Here is a 24,531-nt window from a genome sequence, read left to right as displayed (position 1 = left end):
GAAGTTTGTAGGAGATAATTTTGCAAAATTTGCCTGAACCCAAAGTATTAGACGCAGCGCTCTCCATTTGGCGATATCATTGCTTGGATGAAAACATACCGCGTGATATTCCGACCTTTGATTTAATTGTTGGTCTTGGAAGTTACGATACGCGGGTGGCCGAACGTTGTGCCGAACTTTATCAAAATGCGATCTCAGATAAGATTGTGTTCACCGGTGCTTTCGGCAATTGGACAAAAGATCATTTTGATAAAACAGAAGCGGAAACCTTCGCCGATGTTGCCATGGGCCATGGGGTGCCTGAAGACGATATCGTTCTTGAGGATAAAGCCACAAACACGGGTGAAAACATCACGAATGTCAAAGCAATGTTCCCCAAAGCAAAGACCGTGGTGTTTGTCACTAAGCCACAAATGCAAAGACGTTGTCGTGCAACTGTTGAAAAACAATGGCCCGATATCAAAGCCGTGGTGACAGCGCCTCATCATACAATTGTTTCCCAGCCTGTTGGTGATATGGACTTGGAAAAAGTCGTACACGAATTGGTCGGTACGCATTGGCGCACGCGTGCTTATGCAAAGCTTGGTTATCAAACCAAACAAGACGCTGATGAATTAGCTGAAGAAGCGTTTAAAGAACTTGTAGAGCAGGGATATACAAAACATCTCCCCGACGATTGGGAAGATGTTTTGTCAGAAGAATTATCAGAGGCGTGATCTTACACGCCTCTAATTGCATTTAAGCTTTTGTTTTTTGTGCCGGGAACAAGATCACGTCACGAATAGATTGTGCATTGGTCAGTAGCATGATTGCGCGGTCAATTCCGATGCCTATACCCGCTGCTGGCGGCATGCCGTGATCCATCGCATCTAGGAATTCTTCATCTAGTACACGTTCTTTTTCACCACGTGATTGGGCTTGTTCAACTTGCTCAACCATGCGCGCACGTTGCTCAACAGGATCATTGAGTTCAGAGAACGCATTTGCAATTTCCCAGCCATTGATGAATGTTTCAAAACGTTCAACAAGACGAGGCTCGCCCGGCACTTCTTTCGCAAATGGAGAGATGTCTTTTGGCATATGCGTAACATGCGATGGTTGGATTAACAGATGCTCAGCTTTTTCTTCGAATACAAGCGCAAGCATCTCACCCCAAGTTCCATCTTCATCGATATCAATACCTGGTAAAGCTTTCTTTGCAGCTTCACGTGCATCAGCATCATTGTCGATGGCAAGGAAGTCGATGCCGGTCGCGTCTTTGACCGCATCTGGCATTGGAACGCGTTTAAACGGAGCGGCAAACGAAATCGTTTTATCGCCAAATTCGACATCTGTTGTGCCGTAAATGTCTTCAGCTACACGCGCGAACATTCGTTCAACCAGATCCATTGCATCTGTGTAATCATGATAGGACCAATAGGCTTCCATCATCGTGAATTCTGGATTGTGGCGGGTTGAGACCCCTTCATTTCTGAAGTTTCTGTTGATTTCAAAAACCTTGTCGCTAATGCCACCAACAAGCGCACGTTTGAGATAAAGCTCTGGCGCAATTCGCAGATACATATCCATATCAAGCGTGTTGTGATGGGTCATAAATGGATCGGCCGTTGCACCACCATAAACTGGGTGAAGCATAGGCGTTTCAATTTCCATAAAACCATCATCTTCCATGAAACGGCGAATACCGGATACGATTTTCGCGCGTTGCTGAAGACGTGCTTTAGACTCTTCATTCGACATAAGATCAAGATAGCGTTTGCGATAACGAGTTTCGATATCAGTAAGCCCATGATATTTTTCAGGCATTGGCTTGAGCGTTTTGCAAAGCATGGTGATTTCTGTCGCATTGACAGTTAATTCTCCACGAGGAGTGCGTCGCACTTCACCCGTCACACCAATGATGTCGCCAATGTCGATGAATTGAAGCAATTCGCGAACGTCTTCAGAGGCGTTGTTCTTGTGCGTGAAGATCTGCACTTTGCCGTTTGCATCGCGCATGTCCATAAACATGCCGTTGTTACGAGATGAATAAATGCGGCCTGCGACCGTGACGATATCACCTGTTAGATGACCATCTTCAATGTCAGCATATTTTTCCATCAACTCGCCGTTGGTAATGGTGCGGTGGAAGTTTGTAGGAAATAGATTGCCTGCAATTTCTTCCATACGCTCACGTTTTTGCAAACGCACTTCGCTTGCGTCGGTTGATAGGGCTTCTTCGTTTTTATTATCAGTCATAGTGATCTCTAATATGTGTCGCTATTTTACGCTATTCTACGCGTCAGAAGATTGATCAGATGTATCGAGGGACGCATGTAGTGCATCACTTGCTACTTTTAATCGTTGGCGCACCATTGCACGTCCCAACAATACCATTGCATCAAACAATGGAAGAGAACGTGATGAACCGCTGACCGCAACGAAAAGAGGCGGTGTTAATTTACCAAGTTTTGTTTCAAGGCCTTCTGCAACAACACGCAATGTTTCTTCAATGCTTTCACGGTTCCATTCATCCATTTCATCAAGAGCGGGACGCACGGCATCAATCACCTCAAGGCATTTTTCCGGTGGGTTCTTCTTGATGTTTGCGAAAGATTCAGCAGTTACACCAACATCACCTTTGAGCAAGAAGCCCGCAAGATCTGGCAATTCTGAGAATGTTTGAATGCGCGTTTGTGCGAGCAACAAACCTTGTTTGAGTTTGTCGTTTTCGCTTGCCCATTCTAAAACCCGTGCCAGGAACTCTTCTTGAGAGAGTTTTTCGCGCAACCAGCGAGCATTGAGCCAATCCAGCTTTTGCACATCAAACACAGCACCAGCCTTTGATAATTTCTCAGGATCAAAGCGTTCAACTAACTCATCTAAATCCATCAATTCATCACCCTCTGAGATTTGGATGAAGAATAGACCTAAGAAGTTGGTCAATGCTTCTGGTAAGTGCCCAAGACCCGCATAATATGACATGGATGTCGGGTTTTTGCGTTTTGACAGTTTTGATTTATCAGCACCGCGCATCAATGGAAGGTGAGTAAACTCTGGCGCTTCCCAACCCAGATATTGATAAAGCAAAATATGCTTAGGCGTGGATGAAATCCATTCCTCGCCGCGTGCCACATGGGTGATTTTCATCAAGTGGTCATCAACCACATTCGCCATGTGATATGTCGGCATGCCATCACTTTTTTGAATGACTTGCATATCCACAGCATCCCACGGGATTTCAACTTCGCCATAACCGCCGTCGACATATTTGCATGAGCCTTCGCTTGGAATTTTCATGCGAATAACTGGGACGATACCTTCGTCTTCACGCGCTTTAATTTCTTCTGCGCTCAAGCGTAGGCAGCGGCCACTATAACGTGGAGCTTTACCTTGCGAGCGTTGGAATTCGCGCATTTCATCCAGCTCTTCTGCTGAACAGAAACATTTAAATCCGTGACCTGCTTCTAAGATTTGGTCAACATATTGGCCATAAATGCCTTTTCGCTCGCTTTGGCGATAAGGGCCGAAATCACCACCAACATCGGGACCTTCAGACCAATCAAGACCCATCCAGCGCAAGCTGTCATAAACTGTTTGCTCGAATTCTGGTTTTGAACGCGTCGCGTCCGTATCTTCGATGCGCAAGATGAGCGTGCCGCCCATCTTTTTGGCAAAAAGATAGTTGTAAAGCGCAGTATAAGCTGTGCCGATATGTGGCTCGCCAGTTGGGGAGGGGGCGAGGCGTACCCTGACATCTGTATTAGTCATTTTGATGATCACTCAATTCGGACGAAAACGTCGGATAATATATGTGCCGCGTTAGGCCATATTACCGACGATACGTCAAGTGTTGCGCGTATGATTGTCGCTGTTGGGTTAATTCGGTGGGAATTAGCTGCCGATATGCGTTTGACCACGTTTTTTAGCTAATTCAACCTGTTTTTGTCGATCGCGAAAGCGGGCACGATCTTCGTCAGTTTTTTCATCTATGCAATGCAAGCATGAAATGCCTTTTTCATAGCTATCAAGAAGCTTCTCTTCTTCTGATAGCGGCATGCGGCAAGCGTGGCATTGATCATAGTCGCCCTGAGCCAATCCATGGCCAACGGAGACGCGTTCGTCAAAAACAAAACAATCGCCTTGCCATTTGCTGTCTTCTGGTTCCACGGTTTCAAGATACTTCAATATCCCGCCTTTGAGATGGAAAACCTCATCGAAACCTTCTTGTTTCATAAAGGCTGTAGATTTTTCGCAGCGAATGCCCCCGGTACAAAACATGGCAATCTTGGCATCTTTGTTCAGATCCTTTTGCGCACGTACCCAATCTGGGAATTCGCGAAATGTCTTCGTTTGGGGATCAACAGCGCCTTCAAATGTGCCGATCGCCACTTCGTAATCATTGCGTGTATCGATGACAATCGTATTTGGATCGGAAATAAGTTCGTTCCAGTCTTCCGGCTCAATATATGTTCCTACAATCTCGTTGGGATCGATATTTTCAACACCCATTGTCACGATTTCTTTTTTAAGCCGAACCTTCATGCGGTAAAAAGGCATCTCGTCGGTAAAACTCTCTTTGTGTTCGAGATTTTTGAAGATATCCTTGGTGCGAATGAATTTTAACAGTGCATCAATGCCCTCTCGTGATCCCGCGACGGTTCCATTTATGCCTTCATGTGCTAAAAGCAGCGTGCCTTTGATGTTGTTTTGTACGCAAAATTCCAAAAGAGGTTCCCGAAATTCTTCGAATTTTGGAAATGAAGCAAAATGATATAGCGCTGCAACGACGATTGGCAGGTTCGTTTGGGTAGATGATAGTTTGGTCATGATGTGTTTGGAAATAGTCTTTAATAACGCAAAGTGCAACATTGTCTATCACAAGAAATCATGCTCAAGATAGGGCCACAGGGTGGACATTTTGACCTAACGCATCTAATTGGTGCGATAAAATCGATTTAAAAGGATAAAACATGCCGAATAAAGTAAACATGGCTGAAAAAACACAAAGTCTTTTGGAAGTTTTGAAGCTTCAACCCGTTGTACCAGTATTGGTGGTTGATGATGTTAATTCAGCAGTTTTGCTCGCACGTGCTCTTGTAGCTGGTGGATTAAGAGCCATTGAGGTGACTTTAAGAACGCCTGCAGGGTTGGATGCAATCCGCGCAGTTGCTGATCAAGTAGAAGGTGCTGTCCCAGGCGCTGGAACTGTTCTTGACGCTGCACAATATGATCAGGCCGTTGAAGCTGGTTCACAGTTTATTGTGTCTCCTGGCACAACGCTTGAATTGCTAGATCATGCCAAAACCTCATCAATACCGATGTTGCCCGGCGCGGCCACTTCAAGTGAAGTTATGGCATTGCGCGAAGAGGGCTATAAGGTCTTAAAATTCTTCCCAGCTGAACAGGCAGGCGGCGCAAGCTATCTTAAATCATTGTCGTCTCCATTGGCTGACATGATGTTTTGCCCAACAGGTGGTATTAACCTGAAAAATGCAAATGACTATTTATCGCTTCCAAATGTGGTTTGCGTTGGTGGCTCATGGGTTGCTCCAAAAGCGCTGGTGGATGCTGGTGATTGGGATGGCATTACCAAGCTTGCATCTGAAGCGTTTGAACTTGCCAAGTAATATCTAGCGTTTTGCGCTAATATAATGAGATTGAAAACTATAATCGCCAAGCCTATGCTAGAGATAGTTTAGGCTTGGATCTGTTATGCGTTGTTTATTAAAATATATTTGGTTTTTGATCAGCGTATTTTTAATCACGCCAGCGTTTACAATGCCATCGCTTGCTCAAGAACGTGTTGTTGTTTTTGCAGCCAGCAGTATGAAAGATGCGCTGGATAAGATCTCGGCAGATTTCGAAGCTGAAAACCCCGACATCGATATTGTTTTATCTTATGCCTCATCAGGCGTGTTAGCGCGTCAGATCGCCAATGATGCTCCTGCTGATATTTTCTTATCCGCAAGCGCCGACTGGATGGATTATCTGGTATTGCAAGGGCAGATTAAAACGAGCGATATCAAAGCTTTAGCTGCAAATAAACTTGTTGTTGTGGCGTCACAAACACTGCCCCAAAATCAGGATTGGTCCCAGCTTTTGTCGGGAAATCGCTTCGCTATGGGTGATCCGTCTCATGTGCCTGCGGGTATCTATGCCAAACAGGCTTTTGAGGCCCTATCGCTTTGGGATAATTTATCGCAAAACGCGGTTTTTACCGAAAATGTTCGCATAGCACTTGGTTTGGTTGAGCGCGGGGAGGTCGGTGCCGCTGTCCTTTATAAATCAGATGCACAGCTTTCAGATACGCTCCAGATTATTCATATATTTTCGCAAACAGATCACGCGAATATATCTTACCCCATTGTTCAATTGAGTAAATCAAATGATGCAGCCGGGGCGTTTTATGAATTTCTTTTTACCCAAAGCGCGCAATCAACTCTCGCGGAATATGGATTTGATCGTGCAAGCGCGGATTTAGTTTCGGAAAGTGAGTTGGATGAAAAATCTGATTTCCCGAACCCCAGCTTATGGCCGATCATTTGGTTGTCACTACAGGTGGCACTCGTTGCAATGTTATTTGCCGTACCGCTTGCTTATGGTGTCGCGTTTCTGCTCGCTCGATATGAATTTACTGGCAAAGCGCTATTGCAAGCCCTTGTGATGACGCCACTTGTTATGCCCCCTGTTGTTACGGGCTATCTGCTTTTATTGGTTTTTGGCAGTAAAGGCGAAGTTGGTCAATTTCTGTCAGGCATCGGGATTGAATTTGCGTTTAAATGGAGCGGTGCTGCGCTTGCCGCCGGCTTAATGGCGTTCCCCTTGTTGGTGCGCCCCATGCGGCTTTCTATAGAGGCAATTGATCAAGGTATTGTCGATGCTGCCAGCACATTAGGTGCTTCAAAATGGATAAGATTTCGGACTGTTTATCTGCCATTATCATTGCCAGGGATTATCGCGGGGGGTGTGTTAGGATTTGCGAAATCATTGGGTGAATTTGGCGCGACCATCACCTTTGTCTCCAACATTCCAGATGAAACCCAGACACTGTCTTTGGCGATTTATTCTTTCTTGCAAAGCCCAAATGGTGATCATGCAGCGTTCACGCTGATGCTCATTTCTATTGCCATAGCGCTGGGAGCGGTGTTGTTATCGGAAATGGTTTCTGCGCACCTTATTAAAAAGGCGCGATTGTGATGTTAGATGTTGATGTTAAAAAGCAGTTCCAGGGCTTTGATCTGGATGTGAGCTTTCAATCGGATGCATCGGTCATCGCATTATTTGGCAGATCGGGCGCTGGTAAATCTACAGTGCTTAAGCTCATCGCTGGACTTGAAAAACCAGACAGCGGTACAATTATTCTTAATGATCACACCCTGTTTAACTCTGCTTCTCACATCGATTTGCCTGCACATAAACGCGAGCTTGGGATGGTCTTTCAAGACGCGCGTTTATTCCCGCACTATGATGTGAAAGCAAACCTAACCTATGCCAATTGGGCAGGTGGTCGGAAAGCTAAACTTGAGTTCTCACGCGTGGTTGATTTGCTCGGATTGGCACATCTATTGGAGCGTAAACCGCTAAATCTCTCAGGCGGGGAAAGACAGCGCGTTGCAATTGGTCGGGCGCTTTTGTCCAATCCAAGTCTTCTATTACTCGATGAACCATTGGCTTCGCTTGATCTCGAACGAAAACGAGCGCTTTTGCCATTTTTGAAAGCCATTCGGGATGAGTTTAACATTCCAATGATCCTCGTCTCACATGATCCTCTAGATGTGCACCAACTCGCAGAACATCTGGTCTTGATTGATAAGGGGCGTGTGGTTGAAGCGGGCAATGTTCGTAATGTTTTTGCCGGCAATTTGATGCAGGATATGCTGGGTGAAAGAAACCAATCTGCCATTATAGATGCAAAAGTCACCGGATTTGAGCATGAATATGGGCTTACCGTTCTTTCTGTTGACCAAAAAGCATCAGGAATATCTATCCGAATTCATCTAGAGGATAGTGTAGATGTGGGAGAGCTGCGATTGATGGTGCATGCACGAGACGTTGCACTAGCTCTTAAGCAACCCCTTGGCACCAGCCTGCAGAATTGCCTGCCCGTTATCGTGGAAGACATAAGTGTAAGCGATAACGCACATATGTTAATCAAATGCGATATGTCAGGACAAACGCTTTTCTCACGGATTACCAAAAAATCCTTTGATGAGTTAAAACTTGAACGCGGAAAGTCGATTTTTGCGCTTATTAAGTCGGTTGCGCTGGCGTGATTTGTTAGTGAAAACTTACAGGGGTGTTCTTGGCTTAAGAAGTTAACAAACTGTTAACTATATTTCCACATACTAAACCCATCATGTTGATTTTCTCCTCCCAGATTAAGCATGTATCCTTGGGCGACTTTGATGAAGTCGCCCGTTTTTTTTAGCTATTTTCTGACAGATATCTATCAACGCGTTTCATCGCATTTTCAATGTTTTCAAGCGAGTTTGCGTAGGATATGCGGATATAACCTTCACCAAGAATACCGAAATCCGGGCCTCCAATGAGCGCAACACCCTCTTTTTCTAAAAGATCAGATGCGAGTTCCTTGGCTTTGCGGCCAGTATTTTTCACATTTGGAAATGCATAGAACGCGCCCTTTGGTACGGTACAGCTTACATTTGGTAATGCGTTAGCTAACTCGACAACGCGGGTCCTGCGCTGATCAAAAGCTTTCATCATATGCGCGACATCATCTTGCGGGCCATCGATTGCGGCAATGCCGGCAAATTGGCTAGGTGCATTAACGCAAGACCAGCAGTTAACCGCAAGTTTGCGCACCAATTCGATCAAACCATCGGGCCAAATGGACCAACCCATGCGCCATCCTGTCATTGCCCATGTTTTTGACCAGCCGTTGAGGACGATCAATCGGTCTCGAATTTCAGGGTATTGCAGCATCGAAGTGTGCGTCTCACCATCATACGTCATCACATCGTAGATCTCATCTGACATGATCGCGACATGCGGATGGGCTTCTAACCCTTTAACGAGTTTTTCAATCTCAGATTTTGGCGTCACACCACCAGTGGGATTAGCTGGTGAATTGATGATTAAAAGCCGTGTTTTTGGCGTGATTAACGCTAACGTTTCTTCAGCAGAAAATGCAAAGCCGTTTTCTTCGCGGATTGGAACAGGAATGGGTGTAGCGCCTGTATATTCAATCATTGAACGATAGATCGGAAAGCCGGGATCTGGATACATAATTTCTGTGCCAGGCTCACCAAACATTGTAATGGCTGCAAACATCGTTGGCTTGCCGCCTGGCATGATCATGACGTTTTCGGGGGAAACCTCGGTGCCAGTGAGTGACAATGTGCGGCGAACCACAGCCTCGCGAGTTTCTAAAATGCCGTTGGCAGGGGTATAGCCGTGGTGACCGTCCTTGAGCGCTTTAATCGCCGCTTCGACAATATGGTCGGGTGTTTTAAAGTCCGGTTGTCCAATTCCTAAATTGATAACATCCATGCCGCCTTGTGCGAGTTTGGTCGCACGTGCCAACACCGCAAATGCATTTTCTTCACCAATTCGATCAAACCCAGAAACTGTTTTTAACACCTTGCCATTCTCCCGCAAATTTCGCATCAATCATTTTTACGTTATGCCTAAATTTTACACTTAAAACAAATGAGTATTCCCAAAATGAGTGATTTATCTAATTGGACTCCAAGAAAACGTCCAGGTGTTTGTGTTTTGCAAGGCAGGTTTTCAAAGGTCGTCCCTTTTTCTCGTGAAGAACATCAAGAGGCGTTATGGCAGGCCTTGGGCGGATATCCTTTAGCGAACGAGCTCATGACGTATTTCCCAAATGGCCCTTATGAACGCGCAGATCAATTTGGTGCTTGGCTGGGTGAGATGAATGATAATGGTGCTTATCGAACCATGGTTTTTTGCGATGCGGAGAATAGTGAAATACTCGGTATGGCAAGTTATATGCGTATTGATCAAAACAATGGTGTTGCGGAGGTGGGTGCGGTAGCCCACGGACCTCAAATGGCGCGAAGTAAAATTGCGACAGAGGTTCATTATCTAATGGCAAAACATGTTTTTGATGATCTGGGGTATCGCCGTTATGAGTGGAAGCTTAATAATGAAAACATGCCTTCTCACAAAGCAGCACAGCGATATGGATTTACCTTCGAGGGTGTTTTCCGTCAGCACATCGTTGCGAAAGGTAAGAATAGGGATACGGCCTGGTATGCGATGATTGATCAGGATTGGCCGATGATTAGCTCCGCGATGCAGGCATGGTTATCAGATGAGAATTTTGACGAAAATGATTTGCAGATTAAGCGGCTAGAAGATATGAGAGAGACTATTCAAACTGCTAAATAAGGCATGATCAACATGAGTGAGAAATCTGAAACAAAATCTGCAGCAATTGCAGCTGCCGTTATTATGTTGTTCGTTGCGTCCAGTTATTTCTTCATGCCACCGCTGCTTGGTTGGCTCTCAGATATTTCTGTGTGGTTGGCTTACATCGTGGCCGCATTATTTGTGCTGGCGTTTTTCGGAATATTCTGGGTACGCAGCAAGTTTCAGAAAAAGCGTGATCAGCAAAATCAATCACAATAGTTTTAGCTAAGAACTGCTCCCAAAAGCAAAACACCAAGTATAATTATTAAAACTGCGCCAAACACTTCGATGATGCTGCCAATGCGCATGGCGGCACGATCGCTATTGGCAAATCGTACGGCTGTGTTTTTTGCGGTCACGGCGAGTGTCGCCAGAATTGATACTGTGATCGCGGTCCCAATAGACATTGCGAAAACTGATAATATGCCGCCGAGATAAAGATTATGCAGCAAAGCAAATGACAACACGATAACCGCACCCGAACATGGTCTTAGCCCAACCGCTATAACCGCTGACCATGCTTGTTTGAGCGTTAGATCACCCGATAAGGACTTAGGATCTGGCATATGTGCATGCCCGCAAGACGAACAGGTTTCACCCGGGGATAAATGATCATGACTATGATCATGGCTATGCGTATGCCCGTGATCGTACCCATGCTCGTGGTCGTGCACATGATTATGATTGTGGTGATCGTGCCCGCTATCATGTCCATGATCGTGATGCTCACGGGATTTCGGTGCAAACCAGGCTTTGAGTTTCTTCCACAAAAGCCAGCAACCAAACAATATGATGAGCACATAGCTTGCAGCTTCGAGCACCCAAGTTGCATCGTTCATCGAAATTGCAGTTCCGCGTAGGACAAAATAAACTGCTCCCACCACGATTATGGCTGTTAAACCTTGCATAAAAGCAGACATGAAGGAGAGGGTGACGCCGCGTTTTAGCTCAACTTCATTTGCAATCATGTAAGAGGAAATCACGGCCTTACCATGACCTGGACCTGCCGCATGAAATACCCCATACGCAAAAGACATTCCAACAAGAAGCCAGAGCTTTGTGGGTTCGGTTTTCATCTCGCTTAGTGCTGTGGTTAGCGCACGATAAAACTGTTGCTGATAGGTGTTAATTGTTGCCCAAAGTTTTGCAAAAGGGCCTTGCACAACAATTTGAGTTTCGTTCGTACCAATCCCGAGCGAGGATTGTGCAAGAGCTGTGGAGATGAGAACTGCGATAAAGATACTAGCGAGAATTAGCTTTTGTGGAAGCTTTAACATGATACCTCAAGGCGAGTGGCGAACAATTTTGAAATGTCGTTATCTTCCTGATCGTCATAAAATGCGTCAGTCAAACTTCCCTGATTTTGCGCGAGCACTTCATCTGGGTCTGGGCGTAATACTGATTTTTGGCACTGATCAGCAAATGGACCGGTGAACTTCAAATCTGTGTCGTTAAGAAAGTCTATTGAAGCGTAAAAGGTAGGATCAAAAACACCGACGGATATTTTGCCCTCAAGCTTTAGCGGATGTGCAGGTGACATTGCAAAAAACATCAACAATTGGTCATCGACATAATCAGCGATAATTGCATCAGGCGGAGCTACGCTGACAGATTGTCCATCCACAACGAGTTCGGTGTAATAGCCAAATTCTGCCAAAGATTTGTGGACGACATCGCCAATTTCTTTCAACTCTTCAGGGTCGAGTTTTAAATTGCTGTTTGCATCAAAATCGATCAATACGCTGGCGGAAAAGAACTCATCAAAGCGCCAGACATGCCGTATTTCTTCAAGGCCGCCGTCATCGTTTGAGAGTAGCTCCAAATTTGCTTCTGCAAACACATGCGGGTGGGCTTTAGCTGAATTGGCGCTGAGAAATGGACCGGTTGAGCATAAACCAGCGGCTAACAACAAATTTAGAATTCGCTTTGAGAACATGATTTACAAATAGCCCTTTTTATATTCGAAATAAGTCTCATAAGAATGAGTCAAAATTCTGACGTTTGTTAGCCAGCAATATCAATTACACCACATTCGCCACTTTCGGATCCGAATGCAAGTAATCGTCCATCTTTATTCCATCCCATGCTGGATATTGCCGAGCTTCCACCGCGTCTTAACAATGCTTCTTTGTTGTCAGCAAAGCGTGCTGCGATGATCATGCCATCGGAATATCCAATTGCAACAACATCTTCAGTTGGGTGGCAGTCAACAGATGTTACCATTACATCGCCGCGTGTACCAAGTTCCAAAGGTGCTTTGCCCATGGGGCCATCTTTGCCGGAAAATGGCCAGATGATCGCAGCGGATGCACCCGATGATGCAAGCCATTTGCCTTTTGCTGACCAAGACATGGATTTCACTTTTGCAGGATAACCTGTCATACGCATGTGGCGATCTTCATCGCCGGCCTTGCCATCGAGTTTCCATCCGTGCAGCGCATTTTCTTGCATAGAGGTTACCAAAAATCGCCCATCGGGGGAAAATGTCACATCGATATGCGCGCCGTTCCAAACAAGGTTCACTGCTGGTGTTTGATTGTTGACCCAATGAAGTGAAACGCCATTATAACGCGCAAATGCAACACGCATGCCTTTGGGTGCAAAAGCAATGCCTTCAATACTTCGTTCCTCTTCAAACTCGCGGATGGTGCCATCTTTCAGGCGGATTTGAGCTTTTCTTCCGGAAGCAAAACCAACTGCATTTTGAGGACCAGTGCCAAGCGCGTTGATCCATTTATTGCCCATTGTCGCAAGCTCATTGGATGTGCCGTCTGGCGCAAGCGACATAACGGTTCCATCTTCACCCGCTGAGATGAGTGATTGACCATCTTGTGAGATTGTTGCGCATAATAATCCATCATGTTGCCCAGCTTTATGATGTCCGTGATCCAGACGGTGAACTTCACCAGATGCAAGCGCGAAAAACGGCACATCATTGATAAAACGTGCTGAGACGCAATGATCATCAAGATTTAATGGTGCAAGTGTCGGCATAAATTAAGCCTCACAGGCTTTGAAAGTTCTTTCAAGCTTTTCAGCATCTAAGTCGCGTCCGATGAAAACAATGCGGCTTTCACGTTTTTCATCTTCTTTCCATGGGCGATTGTGGTCACCTTCAACGATCATATGAATGCCTTGTACCACATAACGATCATCATCATCCTCTAACGCGATGATGCCTTTAAGACGAAGGATATTCGGTCCGTCAATTTGTGTGGTTTTCTGGATCCACGGGAAAAACTTTTTAGGATCAAGCAACCCCGCACGTAAGGATATAGATTTCACGCTGGTGTCATGTTTATCGGCGGATAATTTATGATCCCCATGGTCATGATGATCATGATGGTGATGGTGGTCATGATCGCAATCAGGACCGCACTCATGCCCGTGTTCGTGACTATGATCATGATGATCGCAATCTGGTCCGCATTCGTGGTCTGGATGTCCATGGTCTAGAAAATGCGGATCTGTTTCAATCGCACGAGCAAGATCAAAGGCACCACGGTCGAGAATTTTATCAAGATCAACGCCTGATCTTTCTGTGCGATGGATATGCGCAGATGGATTGATCTTGCGAACAGTTGTTTCAATTGCTGAGAGTTCGTCTTCCGATACCAAGTCTGATTTGTTGACCAATACAACGTCAGCAAAGGCAATTTGATCTTCTGCTTCTGGGGAATCTTTTAAACGCAGTGGGAGGTGTTTTGCGTCAACAAGTGCGATCACCGCATCGAGCTGTGTTTTCGCTCTTACATCATCATCCATGAAAAAAGTCTGTGCAACAGGCACAGGATCTGCCAATCCTGTTGTTTCCACAATGATTGCATCAAAGCGACCTGCGCGACGCGTCAACCCCTGAACAACTCTGATAAGATCGCCGCGAACGGTGCAGCAAACACAGCCATTGTTCATTTCGTAAATTTCTTCGTCAGATTCAACGATCAGATCATTATCGATGCCAATTTCACCAAACTCATTAACGATGACGGCGTATTTCTTGCCGTGATCCTCAGTTAGGATACGGTTTAACAATGTAGTTTTTCCCGCACCAAGGTAACCTGTTAGAACAGTTACTGGGATTGGTGTTGTCGCTTGGATATTCATGATGGCCTCGATCAAATGCGTATCGCATGGATATAAGTAAGTTGGCGCTGTTTTTCTATAAAAGAAATTTAAAATCTGTTGGAATTTCTAATTAAGTTTGTTGATATCGAACCTAATCATATCCTCAATCAATTCGCAGATACCTAAAAATGCGTGATCAAGGATTTGTTGCCCCTTTTCGGGTTTTGCCCTTGTTACAAAACCAACAACCCCTTGCTCGTTAAGATCCTGCATTTTCCAACCGAATGAATGCTGTCCATAAGCCCGTAGATGTTTGAATTTTTCGATATATGCACTTTGGTTTGATCCATAGTCATGAGCTTTTTTCATGTCGACCAAATCTGGTGCGATGGCCATCATGATTGATGTTTCAATTTCACCTGCATGAATATCAATAGATTTGTCGATGGTTGATTGAAGATGTTCAGGAAGTCCGAACCTCGTCCAATGCGTTACAACGACCAGAACATTCCATCTTACTCGAGCTTCTGTTGCGACAATGGTTAAAAGAGGAGAGTTGCCGCCATGGGCATTGAGCAACAGAAATTTGCGATGGCCGAGGTCAATTTGTTCTTCGATGATCGCGAGCCAGTTTGAAATTGCTTCATCATAGGTGAGGGATTTTGAACCATCGAAGTCTAAATGCTCAACCGAATAGCCAACTTCCTCGGTGGGTAAAACGTTAATCTTAACCGAGAATGCATGCTTCTCTAGCCTTGAAGCGAATTCCGATGCTATGATCGTATCGGTTTGCAGTGGTAGGTGGGGTCCATGTTGTTCCCATGCGCCCAAGGGTAACACTGCAATAGTTTGGTCAGGTTCATTATTCATGCTTTGTCCTGCCATGAAATGGATGTTATGATCAAGCTGGGATTGTAATGTAGTTTGTTAGTCTTGTGGAGTTTCAATTGGTTCAAACTGAAATGAAAAAGCCAAAAAGCCAAAAAGCAGTTGGCAAGAAAAACAAGGCAAAAAAACCCGGCTCTAATGCAACCATTATTCATCTACTTGGTGATATCCACAGATCCTCTCGCGCTTCCTTATCGGAAAAACTTCAGAAGCTGGGGTTGTTCGGTGGCCAAGAACGGATCATTTTGTTGCTCCGTGATCAGGATGGATTAACTCCCTCGCAGATTGCTGAAAAATTGAACGTGTCGCCGCCAACTGTCGCCAAATCTATCGCCAGGCTCACTGCACGTGGTGTTTTGGTGCGCAGGGTCGATAAATCTGATCGACGCCGTGCCAATATTTTCCTTTCCAATGTCGGCTATTCAATGGTCAAGAGCATTAAAAAGGAACAGCGCAAATGGCAGAAAAAAGTCCTGAAGTCCTTCTCAAAAGCTGAAAAAGCAGAGCTTTCCAAGCAATTGAACCGTATTCTGAGCAATTTCGATCAAATTGATTAGAGAAAATTTGCAAAAGCAATTTAAATAATTTAAATATTTTTCTAAATTATTGAAAGCAGAGCGCTAGAATTTTCAAATCGTTGAAAATTTAGTGTTTTGGGGGAAGGGTCTGAGTTGGCGCAAAAAGTAAAACTATCGACGATCGCGGATCAATTAGGCGTATCAACTGCGACCGTTTCATTGGCGTTAAGGGACAGCCCGCTTGTTGCGGAAGACACGCGACAAAAGATTAAAGATGCAGCCTTGGATATGGGCTATATCTACAACCGCCGAGCTGCAAGCTTAAGAACCTCGCGATCTGGGATCGTTGGCGTTGTGGTGCATGATATCATGAACCCGTTTTACGCTGAGATTTTGAAGGCGATTGAAAGTGAACTTGATCGCAGTCGTCAGACTTTCATTTTATCAAACCACTATGATTCAGTGCAAAAACAGCGTGATTTTCTGGAAACTCTGCTGCAATTAGGTGCAGATGGTGTGATCATGTCACCTGCAATCGATACGCCTTCGCGTGATATCAAACTTGCAGAAGATAATGGCATGCCAGCAGTTTTAATTGCACGTTCGGTGCCGGATCTTGATGTTCCCACATATCGAGGTGATGATGCGTATGGAATCGCGCTTGCGACCAACCATTTGATCGGGCTTGGGCATAAATCCATTGCCTTTGTTGGTGGTGCTGACAATACCTCAACAGGTCGAGATAGGTATAGAGGCTATGTTGAGGCACTTAAAAAAGCCGGTTTGGATGTCGACCCACAATTGCGAGTATCTGGACCCCGCACAAAGCAGGAAGGTTTTGAAGCCGCGGTGAACTTTCTTTCCATGCCTCAAAAACCTACGGCGGCTGTTTGTTGGAATGATCTTGTCGCAATCGGATTGATCAACGGGATATACCGTGCTGGACTTATTCCGGGCAAAGACATTTCAGTTACCGGTTATGATGATTTGATAGAGGCGTCGATTTCTATGCCAGCGCTTACTACTGTTTGGAATGGCCAATCAATGGTAGGGCGGCGCCGCCGCGCGCATTGTTGGATCGTCTGTCAGGTTCTGATGAGGTGAACGGACTGCATCTGATTAAGCCAGAAATGCGTATCCGCCAATCTACCGCGCCGATGGTGCCGCGCACATAATTTACTTATTATCTAACAAGTCTCATTGGGGTGTAAAATGACAAAGCCTGTAGTTCTTATTCCAGGTTCAATTTATGAACATGTGGTTCAGCGTGTCAGTGCTGATTTTCAAATGCTGCGGATTGAAGGTGCAGAGCTGGGCTTGTTAAGCGATGAACAAAAAAAGCAAATCCGGGGTATCGCCTCTGCAATTCATTTGCCAAATGACTTTATTAAAGGTTTGCCATCATTGGAGATCATTGCACATTTCGGTGTTGGGTATGATGTGATCGATGCTCAATTTGCAGGACAGAACAATGTAATGGTTTGTAATACACCCGATGTTTTAAGTGAAGAAGTTGCAGATACTACGATTGGTCTTTTGTTGAATACCTTGCGTGAGCTTCCAAAAGCAGAAGAACATATTCGCAAGGGTGATTGGGTGGCTAAGGGTAATTATCCGCTCACCCCACTTACGATGCGTAATCGTATCGTTGGGATTTATGGTTTGGGGCGAATTGGTCAAGAAATTGCCAAGCGTCTTGAAGGCTTTGGCGTTGAAATTCATTATCATACCCGATCCGAGAAAAATGGGTTTTCTTACCAGTATCATGCATCATTGTTGGGTATGGCGAAAGCCGTTGATACGTTGGTTTCGATTGTGCCGGGAACTCAAGCGACAACAAAATCCATTAATGCTGAGATATTACAGGCTTTGGGGTCAAATGGGGTATTTATTAATGTTGGTCGCGGGTCTGTCGCTGATGAAGACGCCTTAATCAAAGCTCTTAAGGACAAGACCATAGCGGCAGCGGGCTTAGACGTGTTTGAAAATGAACCTGACCCGCGCAGTGAGTTTTTTGCGCTCGACAATGTTTCAATGTTGCCGCATGTTGCCTCTGCATCAGTGCATACGCGCAATGCGATGGGCGACTTGCAAGTTGACAACTTAGTCAATTGGTTTGCTGGTAACGCACCTATATCACCGGTGCCTGAAACCCTACACATCAGTATAAAATAGTAGATTATAATGGTGTAAAATATTAGCTAAATCTCTGGAATTTTAACCCTTTTTTTAGTCCAGTTGTTTTAATTTGCATTTAGTTGAGTTGGAAACTAGCTAATGCAAGTAAATGATAACAATGATGTGACATCAGATGTCCGGCTATCATTTGTTAGGTCGCTGTACACAAAAAGAAGTACTCTGTTCATCGGAATGCTTTCGCATGTCGTTGTTGCACTTGTCGTTTATCTCAATACACACCAGTTTGCATTTTTACTTTTCGCCGTAGGTATCGTCGCTATTTGGGCGGCTCGTGTGCTTGATATGAATAAGTTCGATCAGGCCGATGAAGGAATGATCACGCTGGCAGAAACGCAGCGTTGGGAACGGCGTTATGTTATTGGCGCTGTGTCCATCACCTTATTGCTTGGCGTCATGACTGCCTATACGTTTATTCAAACAACGTCAGGTTTTGCGCAGCTGGCCACCGTATCTGTCACATTTGCGACTTTGGTTGCTGTTGTGGGTCGCAATTTTGGCTCAAAAATAAATGTTGATATGATGGTTTTGGCCGTTTGTATCCCTGTATTGATTGGGTTTGTTGCATCTGATGATGTTTATGTGCGTGTTTTGGCTTTGCTGTTGTTGCCGGTGTTCTTATCGACGCGCTCGTTGGCAAACGGGGTGCGTGAAGTGCTTTACTCAAGTGTTATGGCGCAAAAGCGAAGTACTGTTCTTGCCGATCGTTTAGACGGTGCAATTAATAATATGTCTCATGGTTTGATTATGATTGATTCAGACAAGAGATTGCGTGTTGTGAATTACAAAGCGAAATCAATGCTTGGCATTCCGCAAGCGGCAGTGCTTGAAGGCAAGCCAATCGATGTCGTCCTTCGCTATGTTTTAAGGGGTGGCAATGTTTCTGATGGTAAACGTAAAGCTCTTCAATCGGATATTTTAAGTTTAATTGCAGGTCGTAAATCGCGTATGACGCTTGAGATCGACACGCACCAGCTGTTTGAGTTTACTGCTCGCCATCAAAATGATGATGGCGTCGTTATTATTTTCCAGGATGTGACGAATAAAGTTCGCGCTGATCAGAAAATCCTGCACATGGCCCGTTATGATGGTTTGACCAATACACCAAACCGTGAATGGTTTCGCCAGCTTATCCATGATAAATTGCTTAATACGGCATCGAAATCAAAAGTTGGTTTTGCAGTATTTGATATTATTGATTTCAAACATATCAATGAAACAAAAGGGTATCTGGTTGGTGATGCATTGTTGCAAAAAGTTGCCGGTCGGATAAATGATATTGCCAAGCAGCATGGCATTCTGGTGTCCAGATTTGGCGGCGATGAATTCGTAGCGCTTTTCCCGCACCATAAAGAAGACGTCATTCAATCGCATATGAAACGCATGTTTGAGGACATTTGCCGTGTTTATGAAATTGACGGCATGGAGATAAATGTAAGTTTCTGTGGTGGTTTAGTTGTTCGCGATAAAACGGACTTTAAGCTGGAAGAAATGCAGGTTTGTGCCGATATTGCAAAACGTGATGCACGTAAGCACGGTAATAATAACTGGTCTCAGTTTGCCCTGACTATGGATGAGAAGCATGCAGAACGTCAGCAATTAAAGATTGACCTGCGGGAAGCTTTGAAAACCAACTCTCTTTCAGCCGCATATCAACCGATGTTTACCCCAGATGGCAGAAAAATCGTGGGCGCTGAAGCGTTGTCGCGTTGGAATCATCCGAAACTTGGGCCGATTTCACCTGGTGTTTACATCCCGCTAGCTGAAGAAATTGGCGTTGTTCGTGAATTAACGCAAAGCATGATCCGACACGCTGTGCAGGATTGCACCGATTGGCCTGAACATATGTTTGTATCGGTCAATCTGTCAGCGCATGATCTAGTTGATAATCAAATTATTAATGTGATCTCTGAAGCACTAATGGCATCAGGGTTGGCGCCGCAACGCTTGCATTTAGAAGTGACGGAAAGTGCGGTGGTTGATGAAGCAGATAAGGCTGCGATGTTGTTGCGCGAAATGCGCCAAATGGGAATGTCGATCGCAATCGATGATTTTGGTACTGGATATTCAAGCTTAAGTTACTTGGATAAGTTGCCGCTGAACAAAGTTAAAATCGATCGCTCTTTTGTTCGTGACATTGTGGAGGATGAGCAAAAGCTCAAACTTCTGCGTGGTATTATTCATATGTCTCGTGAGCTTGGTCTTGAGATTGTCACCGAAGGTGTCGAGACAAATGAACAGCTTAATGTTATCCGAGAAAATGATTGCGCGGACATCATTCAAGGCTTTATTTTTGGTATGCCGATGCCAAGATCTGCAATCCGTGAGCTCTCGCGAAAGCTTGATCGCACAAATAGCGATGTGTCTGCAGCGCAGTCTAAACAGGCAAAATAGTCTCATAATCTAACAATCATTAATATAAATAGGCGAATTATGTGCTTATTTTAGTGTCAGAGCTTTTGTCGTTAACCTTTTGTTAACCTTAATGAAAACTTAATCGATAGTTTTCAATTGAATCATATCATTAATAAAATTTTAACATTATATTCCACCGCAGAAATTGGTTTGTGGAGTAGTGTGATGACAAACGTGCAGCGGGTTGGCAGTTTTAATCAAAAACTTATGGCGTTGATGGAAGATGTTGAATATCGGCGAGTTGAATCCATTGAAGACTTAGAAGAAGTGGCCGCGTTAAGGCGACGTGCTTATGAGCCTGTGGGGCTGGCACCTGATAAACACTCAATCATGATAGATGACGAAGATTTTGCTGAAAATGCACATGTCATCGGTGTTTATTACCTTGAGCAGTTGGTTGTGACGATGCGGATCCACCATGTGACTTCAAGACATCAAGACGGATTGGCTATGAAGCAGTTTCCGGAAGTTGTGGGGCCGATGCTTGATGCAGGGATGAGCGTTATTGATCCACTTAAATTTGCCGCGGACCCGGTTTTGATTAAGGAATTCCCGGGTCTTGCATATCTAACCATTCGAACTGCGCTTATGGCTTCTGAATATTATAAAGCTGATCATTTGCTAGCCATTATTAGAGCAAATCATCGTGCATTTTATCGGCGCTTTTTGAATTTCACACCGTTGGCGGAGCCTAAATGGAATGATTATTTAAGTTGTGATCTTGATATTTATGGTGGGCATATCAAGCAAACACTACCTTCGATTAAAAAGCGATACCCATTTTTTAACTCAACACCATTTGAACAAAAGCGTATGTTTGCGCCTTTATCGGAAATAAAATTGCCGCCATTGTCGATTATTCCGCAAGTTCAATCATTTTATGGGTGAAAATCAATCGATTTCGCATTGCCTCGTAAAGATGAATTGTGTAAATCTCTGGCAAATATTATTTAATCTGGAGACGAGAAATGGCTAAACAAGAGACAGGTCCAGTCGAGCTTGGCGCTGAAATGGATTACTCTGAGCACGATAAAACATATAACGTGTTTATGGTCGGAACAAAATACGGCACTTTGATTTGTGTGGCTTTGTTGATCGCAATGGCGATTGGGTTTTTCACCTCTGGTGGCCTTCTGACTGGCTTTATCTCGTTCTTTGTTTTGCTCGTTATTGGGCGTTACATTATGAACAAGATCTTTTAATCTAGACATTTAAGTCAAATAGATTTTTCAAACGTGCGGGCTAGATAGCTCGCGCGTTTTTTATTGTCGGTTAAAACTAATATGAAATTAGTTTCGTACGCGCGCTAAGCCATCTTTGGCAGGCTGATAATTTGGGTTTAGTGCAATGGCGCGAATGTAGGATTTTCTCGCACGTGATTTATCGCCACGTTGTTCATAAACCAATGCTTGGTTTGACCAAGATTCAGCAACTGTTTTATCTAAATTAATAGCGCGATTGAAATCTTCAAGCGCTTCATCTTCTTTACCAAGAACAAGTTGAGATATACCGCGGCCATTAAATGGCTCTGGAGAATCAGGTGCAAGTGCGATTGATCTTGCAAAATCACCAATGGCCTTGAGATGCTCGCCACGGATTTGATAAATCAAACCGCGATTGTGAAATGCGCGAGGATCAACTGTTCCTAAGTCGATGGCTTTGTTGAAGTCTGCAAAAGCTTCAGATGTTCGTCCCGCCTGGCGATATAGATTGCCGCGCCCAATATAAGCCGCATCATATTGCGGGTTGATGCGGATCGCCTGATTATAATCATTGGCGGCTTTGACTGGTTGATTGATATTACGGTAAATCAAGGCTCTATTGGCATAAGCCTGATGAAAACGAGGATTAATTGATATTGCTTTGTTAAAATCGTCCAATGCAGAATTAAACTGACCAGCTTTACCATAGGCAGAGCCACGTACGTTATAGCCTTCCGGATCATTTGGGTTGGCTGCAATAACAGATGTGAGTGAAGCGATATTTTGTTCAGAACCTTGTTCGCGGTCAATACGAATGACATCGGAGCTTGTTGTGGTCGTTTCACAGGCCACTAGCGCAAGTGTTGAGATCAAAACGCACCCTAAAAGTGCTTGGCGAAATTTAGAAGTCGTCGAATGGTGTTCGATTCGGTCAGATTTCACATTCATTTATAAGTCTCACATCTCGCTGAAAGTACAATAACTTAGCACATATCATACACAAAAAAAGCGGGGACGATCAACTCGTCTCCGCCAATAGTCATAAGTCGTGAAATCGACGAAAAAACGGCAGTTGCTTAGCGACCGCTGCGTCCGCCAATTAAACCTTCGCGCTGAGCACGTTTACGTGCCAATTTGCGCACACGACGCACAGCTTCAGCTTTTTCACGAGCGCGCTTTTGAGATGGTTTCTCGTAAAAGTCACGCATTTTCATTTCACGAAAAATACCTTCGCGCTGCATTTTTTTCTTAAGCGCTCTTAGAGCCTGATCGACATTGTTGTCGCGGACAAGTACTTGCACGTTAATTCCTTAAATTTTCAAAAAGGCTGCTCGTTGTAAACAGCAAATAAAATCTCATTCGTTCGGCGCAGGGCGTCACGATTGAGGGTTGGATAACAGGTTTAGCGTTTTATGTCCAGACTAAAGCGGAACGAAATTGATGAAAATATCTTCAAAATTCCTATAGATTGCCAAGTGTTCTAAAAACGTCTTCAAATTTCACTTGCGAGACATTTGGATTTGGTATTTGTTTGTTATGAATAATCAATGGTTTGGCTTGAGCTGAACAAAAACTGTCAAGAGCATTTAAAGGACGAGCCTGCATATGCGTAAATATTCAATATTTGCACTTGCCCGCGAAGCTATGCGCCAGCACAAGGGTTGGGAAGAACAATGGGGTTCTCCAGAACCTAAATCTTCATATGATGTGATTATTATTGGTGCTGGTGGCCATGGTTTAGGAACAGCATATTACCTTGCCAAAGAGCATGGTATCCGAAATATAGCGGTCTTGGAAAAAGGTTGGCTCGGTGGTGGTAATACAGGGCGGAATACCACCGTTATTCGTTCAAATTATCTTTATGACGAAAGTGCTGGCCTATATAATCATGCCTTAAATATGTGGGACAATTTAAGCCAGGACATCAATTACAACGTCATGTATTCAGCGCGCGGTGTGATGATGCTTGCGCATAATGTGCATGATGTTCAAGTGCTCAAGCGACATGTTCATGCCAACCGACTTAATGGTGTGCAAAATGAGTGGATGTCTCCGCAGGAAGCCAAGGAGTTTTGCCCGCCGCTTAATATCTCAAAATCTTGCCGATATCCCATCATGGGCGCGGCGTTGCAGCGAAAAGGTGGTACTGCGCGCCACGATGCTGTTGCATGGGGATATGCGCGTGCAGCGTCTGCTCTTGGTGTTGATGTCATTCAAAATTGTGAGGTTACTGGAATTCGTCGCGCGGCTGATGGTTCTGTCACAGGTGTTGAAACGGGTAAAGGCTTTATCGGTGCGAAAAAAGTAGGTGTGGTCGCTGCGGGTAACACATCTCACATTATGCAAATGGCTGATGTGCGCATGCCGCTTGAGAGTTTTCCCCTTCAGGCATTGGTATCTGAGCCTCTGAAACCAATTTTCCCATGTGTCGTGATGTCCAATAGTGTGCACACATATATCTCCCAATCCGATAAGGGTGAGTTGGTTATAGGCGCTGGCACGGATCAGTATACCTCTTATGCTCCCAATGGTAGCTTGCATATTACCAATCATAATCTTGAAGCAATTTGCGAACTTTTCCCGACATTCAGCCGTGTGAAAATGATGCGTACATGGGCAGGAACGGTTGACGTTACGCCTGATCGTTCGCCTATTTTGGCCAAAACTCCGGTTAAAGGGCTATATGTAAATTGTGGCTGGGGAACGGGTGGCTTTAAAGCAACGCCTGGTTCGGCGCATGTCTTTGCGCATACGATTGCCAATGATGCACCACATAAGATCAATGAATTCTTCACGCTCGAGCGGTTTAAAACTGGTCGATTGGTTGATGAATCTGCAGCTGCTGCTGTGGCGCATTAGGGAGAGTT

Annotated in this window: 23 protein-coding genes and 2 pseudogenes; 14 read left to right on the top strand and 11 right to left on the bottom strand. The window is 44.7% G+C overall.

Features of this window, described 5'->3' with window-relative positions:
- The first annotated feature begins 20 nt into the window (after positions 1 to 20).
- Entirely contained in the window at positions 21 to 716 is a 696-nt protein-coding gene (locus ACZ1GZ_RS18450; RefSeq protein ID WP_472666361.1) for a YdcF family protein, read from the top strand.
- Between the two features lie 22 nt (positions 717 to 738).
- On the opposite strand, the gene lysS is transcribed toward ACZ1GZ_RS18450, so the two are convergent.
- The 3 genes from lysS to trhO all read right to left on the bottom strand — a co-directional run bounded on the left by lysS (position 739) and on the right by trhO (position 4,809).
- Entirely contained in the window at positions 739 to 2,238 is a 1,500-nt protein-coding gene (lysS, locus tag ACZ1GZ_RS18445) for a lysine--tRNA ligase (protein ID WP_472666360.1), read from the bottom strand.
- A gap of 36 nt (positions 2,239 to 2,274) precedes the next feature.
- A complete protein-coding gene (gene gltX / locus ACZ1GZ_RS18440) occupies positions 2,275 to 3,750 on the bottom strand; it encodes a glutamate--tRNA ligase (protein WP_472666359.1) in 1,476 nt (491 codons plus the stop codon).
- A gap of 123 nt (positions 3,751 to 3,873) precedes the next feature.
- Positions 3,874 to 4,809, bottom strand: a complete 936-nt coding sequence (gene trhO, locus ACZ1GZ_RS18435) for an oxygen-dependent tRNA uridine(34) hydroxylase TrhO (RefSeq protein WP_472668361.1) — start codon at positions 4,807 to 4,809, stop codon at positions 3,874 to 3,876.
- A 161-nt stretch (positions 4,810 to 4,970) separates the two neighbouring features.
- Here trhO and ACZ1GZ_RS18430 point away from each other — a divergent pair, with 161 nt between their 5' ends.
- The 4 genes and pseudogenes from ACZ1GZ_RS18430 (at position 4,971) to modC (ending at position 8,255) form a co-directional block, all read left to right on the top strand.
- The gene (locus ACZ1GZ_RS18430; RefSeq protein ID WP_472668360.1) at positions 4,971 to 5,609 is read left to right on the top strand and encodes a 2-dehydro-3-deoxy-phosphogluconate aldolase; all 639 of its coding nucleotides are present in this window, start codon (positions 4,971 to 4,973) and stop codon (positions 5,607 to 5,609) included.
- A gap of 85 nt (positions 5,610 to 5,694) precedes the next feature.
- A pseudogene (gene modA, locus ACZ1GZ_RS18425) lies at positions 5,695 to 6,429 on the top strand (molybdate ABC transporter substrate-binding protein); the annotation flags it as partial.
- A gap of 48 nt (positions 6,430 to 6,477) precedes the next feature.
- Positions 6,478 to 7,179 carry a molybdate ABC transporter permease subunit gene (modB, locus tag ACZ1GZ_RS18420; RefSeq protein WP_472668359.1) on the top strand — a complete coding sequence of 234 codons (702 nt, stop codon included), beginning with the start codon at positions 6,478 to 6,480 and terminating at the stop codon, positions 7,177 to 7,179.
- Complete coding sequence (modC, locus tag ACZ1GZ_RS18415; RefSeq protein ID WP_472666358.1) at positions 7,179 to 8,255, top strand: molybdenum ABC transporter ATP-binding protein; 1,077 nt, start codon at positions 7,179 to 7,181, stop codon at positions 8,253 to 8,255. Before modB ends, modC begins: the two co-directional genes overlap by 1 nt.
- 151 nt (positions 8,256 to 8,406) lie before the next feature.
- Here modC and ACZ1GZ_RS18410 read toward each other — a convergent pair whose 3' ends face one another.
- Positions 8,407 to 9,582, bottom strand: a complete 1,176-nt coding sequence (locus tag ACZ1GZ_RS18410) for a pyridoxal phosphate-dependent aminotransferase (protein ID WP_472666357.1) — start codon at positions 9,580 to 9,582, stop codon at positions 8,407 to 8,409.
- Between the two features lie 84 nt (positions 9,583 to 9,666).
- On the opposite strand from ACZ1GZ_RS18410, the gene ACZ1GZ_RS18405 reads away from it, so the two are divergent.
- Positions 9,667 to 10,359, top strand: coding sequence for a GNAT family N-acetyltransferase (locus tag ACZ1GZ_RS18405; protein WP_472666356.1), 693 nt, complete (start codon positions 9,667 to 9,669; stop codon positions 10,357 to 10,359).
- Positions 10,360 to 10,371: 12 nt separating this feature from the next.
- Entirely contained in the window at positions 10,372 to 10,599 is a 228-nt protein-coding gene (locus ACZ1GZ_RS18400) for a hypothetical protein (protein ID WP_472666355.1), read from the top strand.
- A 2-nt stretch (positions 10,600 to 10,601) separates the two neighbouring features.
- Here the strand turns inward: ACZ1GZ_RS18400 and ACZ1GZ_RS18395 are convergent, their stop codons facing one another.
- The 5 genes from ACZ1GZ_RS18395 to ACZ1GZ_RS18375 all read right to left on the bottom strand — a co-directional run bounded on the left by ACZ1GZ_RS18395 (position 10,602) and on the right by ACZ1GZ_RS18375 (position 15,315).
- A complete protein-coding gene (locus tag ACZ1GZ_RS18395) occupies positions 10,602 to 11,657 on the bottom strand; it encodes a nickel/cobalt transporter (protein ID WP_472666354.1) in 1,056 nt (351 codons plus the stop codon).
- On the bottom strand, positions 11,651 to 12,316 hold the full coding sequence (locus tag ACZ1GZ_RS18390) for a DUF1007 family protein (RefSeq protein WP_472666353.1): 666 nt from the start codon (positions 12,314 to 12,316) through the stop codon (positions 11,651 to 11,653). The genes ACZ1GZ_RS18395 and ACZ1GZ_RS18390 overlap by 7 nt, the downstream gene beginning before the upstream one ends.
- A gap of 68 nt (positions 12,317 to 12,384) precedes the next feature.
- The gene (locus ACZ1GZ_RS18385; protein ID WP_472666352.1) at positions 12,385 to 13,374 is read right to left on the bottom strand and encodes a WD40 repeat domain-containing protein; all 990 of its coding nucleotides are present in this window, start codon (positions 13,372 to 13,374) and stop codon (positions 12,385 to 12,387) included.
- Between the two features lie 3 nt (positions 13,375 to 13,377).
- Positions 13,378 to 14,484: a CobW family GTP-binding protein gene (locus ACZ1GZ_RS18380; RefSeq protein ID WP_472666351.1), complete on the bottom strand. Its 1,107-nt coding sequence runs from the start codon at positions 14,482 to 14,484 to the stop codon at positions 13,378 to 13,380.
- 87 nt (positions 14,485 to 14,571) lie between these two features.
- Positions 14,572 to 15,315 (bottom strand): creatininase family protein, encoded by a 744-nt coding sequence (locus tag ACZ1GZ_RS18375; protein ID WP_472666350.1) that lies wholly within the window; start codon positions 15,313 to 15,315, stop codon positions 14,572 to 14,574.
- Between the two features lie 77 nt (positions 15,316 to 15,392).
- Between ACZ1GZ_RS18375 and ACZ1GZ_RS18370 the strand changes: the two genes are divergently transcribed.
- The 6 genes and pseudogenes from ACZ1GZ_RS18370 (at position 15,393) to ACZ1GZ_RS18345 (ending at position 21,664) form a co-directional block, all read left to right on the top strand.
- The gene (locus tag ACZ1GZ_RS18370) at positions 15,393 to 15,890 is read left to right on the top strand and encodes a MarR family winged helix-turn-helix transcriptional regulator (protein ID WP_472666349.1); all 498 of its coding nucleotides are present in this window, start codon (positions 15,393 to 15,395) and stop codon (positions 15,888 to 15,890) included.
- A 114-nt stretch (positions 15,891 to 16,004) separates the two neighbouring features.
- Positions 16,005 to 17,026 (top strand): annotated as a pseudogene (locus ACZ1GZ_RS18365) (LacI family DNA-binding transcriptional regulator).
- Between the two features lie 37 nt (positions 17,027 to 17,063).
- Positions 17,064 to 18,026: a 2-hydroxyacid dehydrogenase gene (locus tag ACZ1GZ_RS18360; RefSeq protein WP_472666348.1), complete on the top strand. Its 963-nt coding sequence runs from the start codon at positions 17,064 to 17,066 to the stop codon at positions 18,024 to 18,026.
- Between the two features lie 102 nt (positions 18,027 to 18,128).
- Positions 18,129 to 20,441, top strand: coding sequence for a putative bifunctional diguanylate cyclase/phosphodiesterase (locus tag ACZ1GZ_RS18355; protein WP_472666347.1), 2,313 nt, complete (start codon positions 18,129 to 18,131; stop codon positions 20,439 to 20,441).
- A 186-nt stretch (positions 20,442 to 20,627) separates the two neighbouring features.
- Positions 20,628 to 21,350 carry an N-acyl amino acid synthase FeeM domain-containing protein gene (locus ACZ1GZ_RS18350; RefSeq protein WP_472666346.1) on the top strand — a complete coding sequence of 241 codons (723 nt, stop codon included), beginning with the start codon at positions 20,628 to 20,630 and terminating at the stop codon, positions 21,348 to 21,350.
- Positions 21,351 to 21,430: 80 nt separating this feature from the next.
- Positions 21,431 to 21,664 carry an aa3-type cytochrome c oxidase subunit IV gene (locus ACZ1GZ_RS18345; RefSeq protein WP_472666345.1) on the top strand — a complete coding sequence of 78 codons (234 nt, stop codon included), beginning with the start codon at positions 21,431 to 21,433 and terminating at the stop codon, positions 21,662 to 21,664.
- A gap of 87 nt (positions 21,665 to 21,751) precedes the next feature.
- On the opposite strand, the gene ACZ1GZ_RS18340 is transcribed toward ACZ1GZ_RS18345, so the two are convergent.
- Complete coding sequence (locus ACZ1GZ_RS18340; RefSeq protein WP_472666344.1) at positions 21,752 to 22,612, bottom strand: tetratricopeptide repeat protein; 861 nt, start codon at positions 22,610 to 22,612, stop codon at positions 21,752 to 21,754.
- A gap of 128 nt (positions 22,613 to 22,740) precedes the next feature.
- A complete protein-coding gene (gene rpsU, locus ACZ1GZ_RS18335) occupies positions 22,741 to 22,965 on the bottom strand; it encodes a 30S ribosomal protein S21 (protein WP_162653110.1) in 225 nt (74 codons plus the stop codon).
- A gap of 304 nt (positions 22,966 to 23,269) precedes the next feature.
- On the opposite strand from rpsU, the gene ACZ1GZ_RS18330 reads away from it, so the two are divergent.
- Entirely contained in the window at positions 23,270 to 24,523 is a 1,254-nt protein-coding gene (locus ACZ1GZ_RS18330; protein ID WP_472666343.1) for a sarcosine oxidase subunit beta family protein, read from the top strand.
- Positions 24,524 to 24,531: the final 8 nt, after the last annotated feature.

The organism is Lentilitoribacter sp. JB5-8 (assembly GCF_055693385.1).
This window is presented reverse-complemented; position numbering and strand designations above follow the sequence as displayed.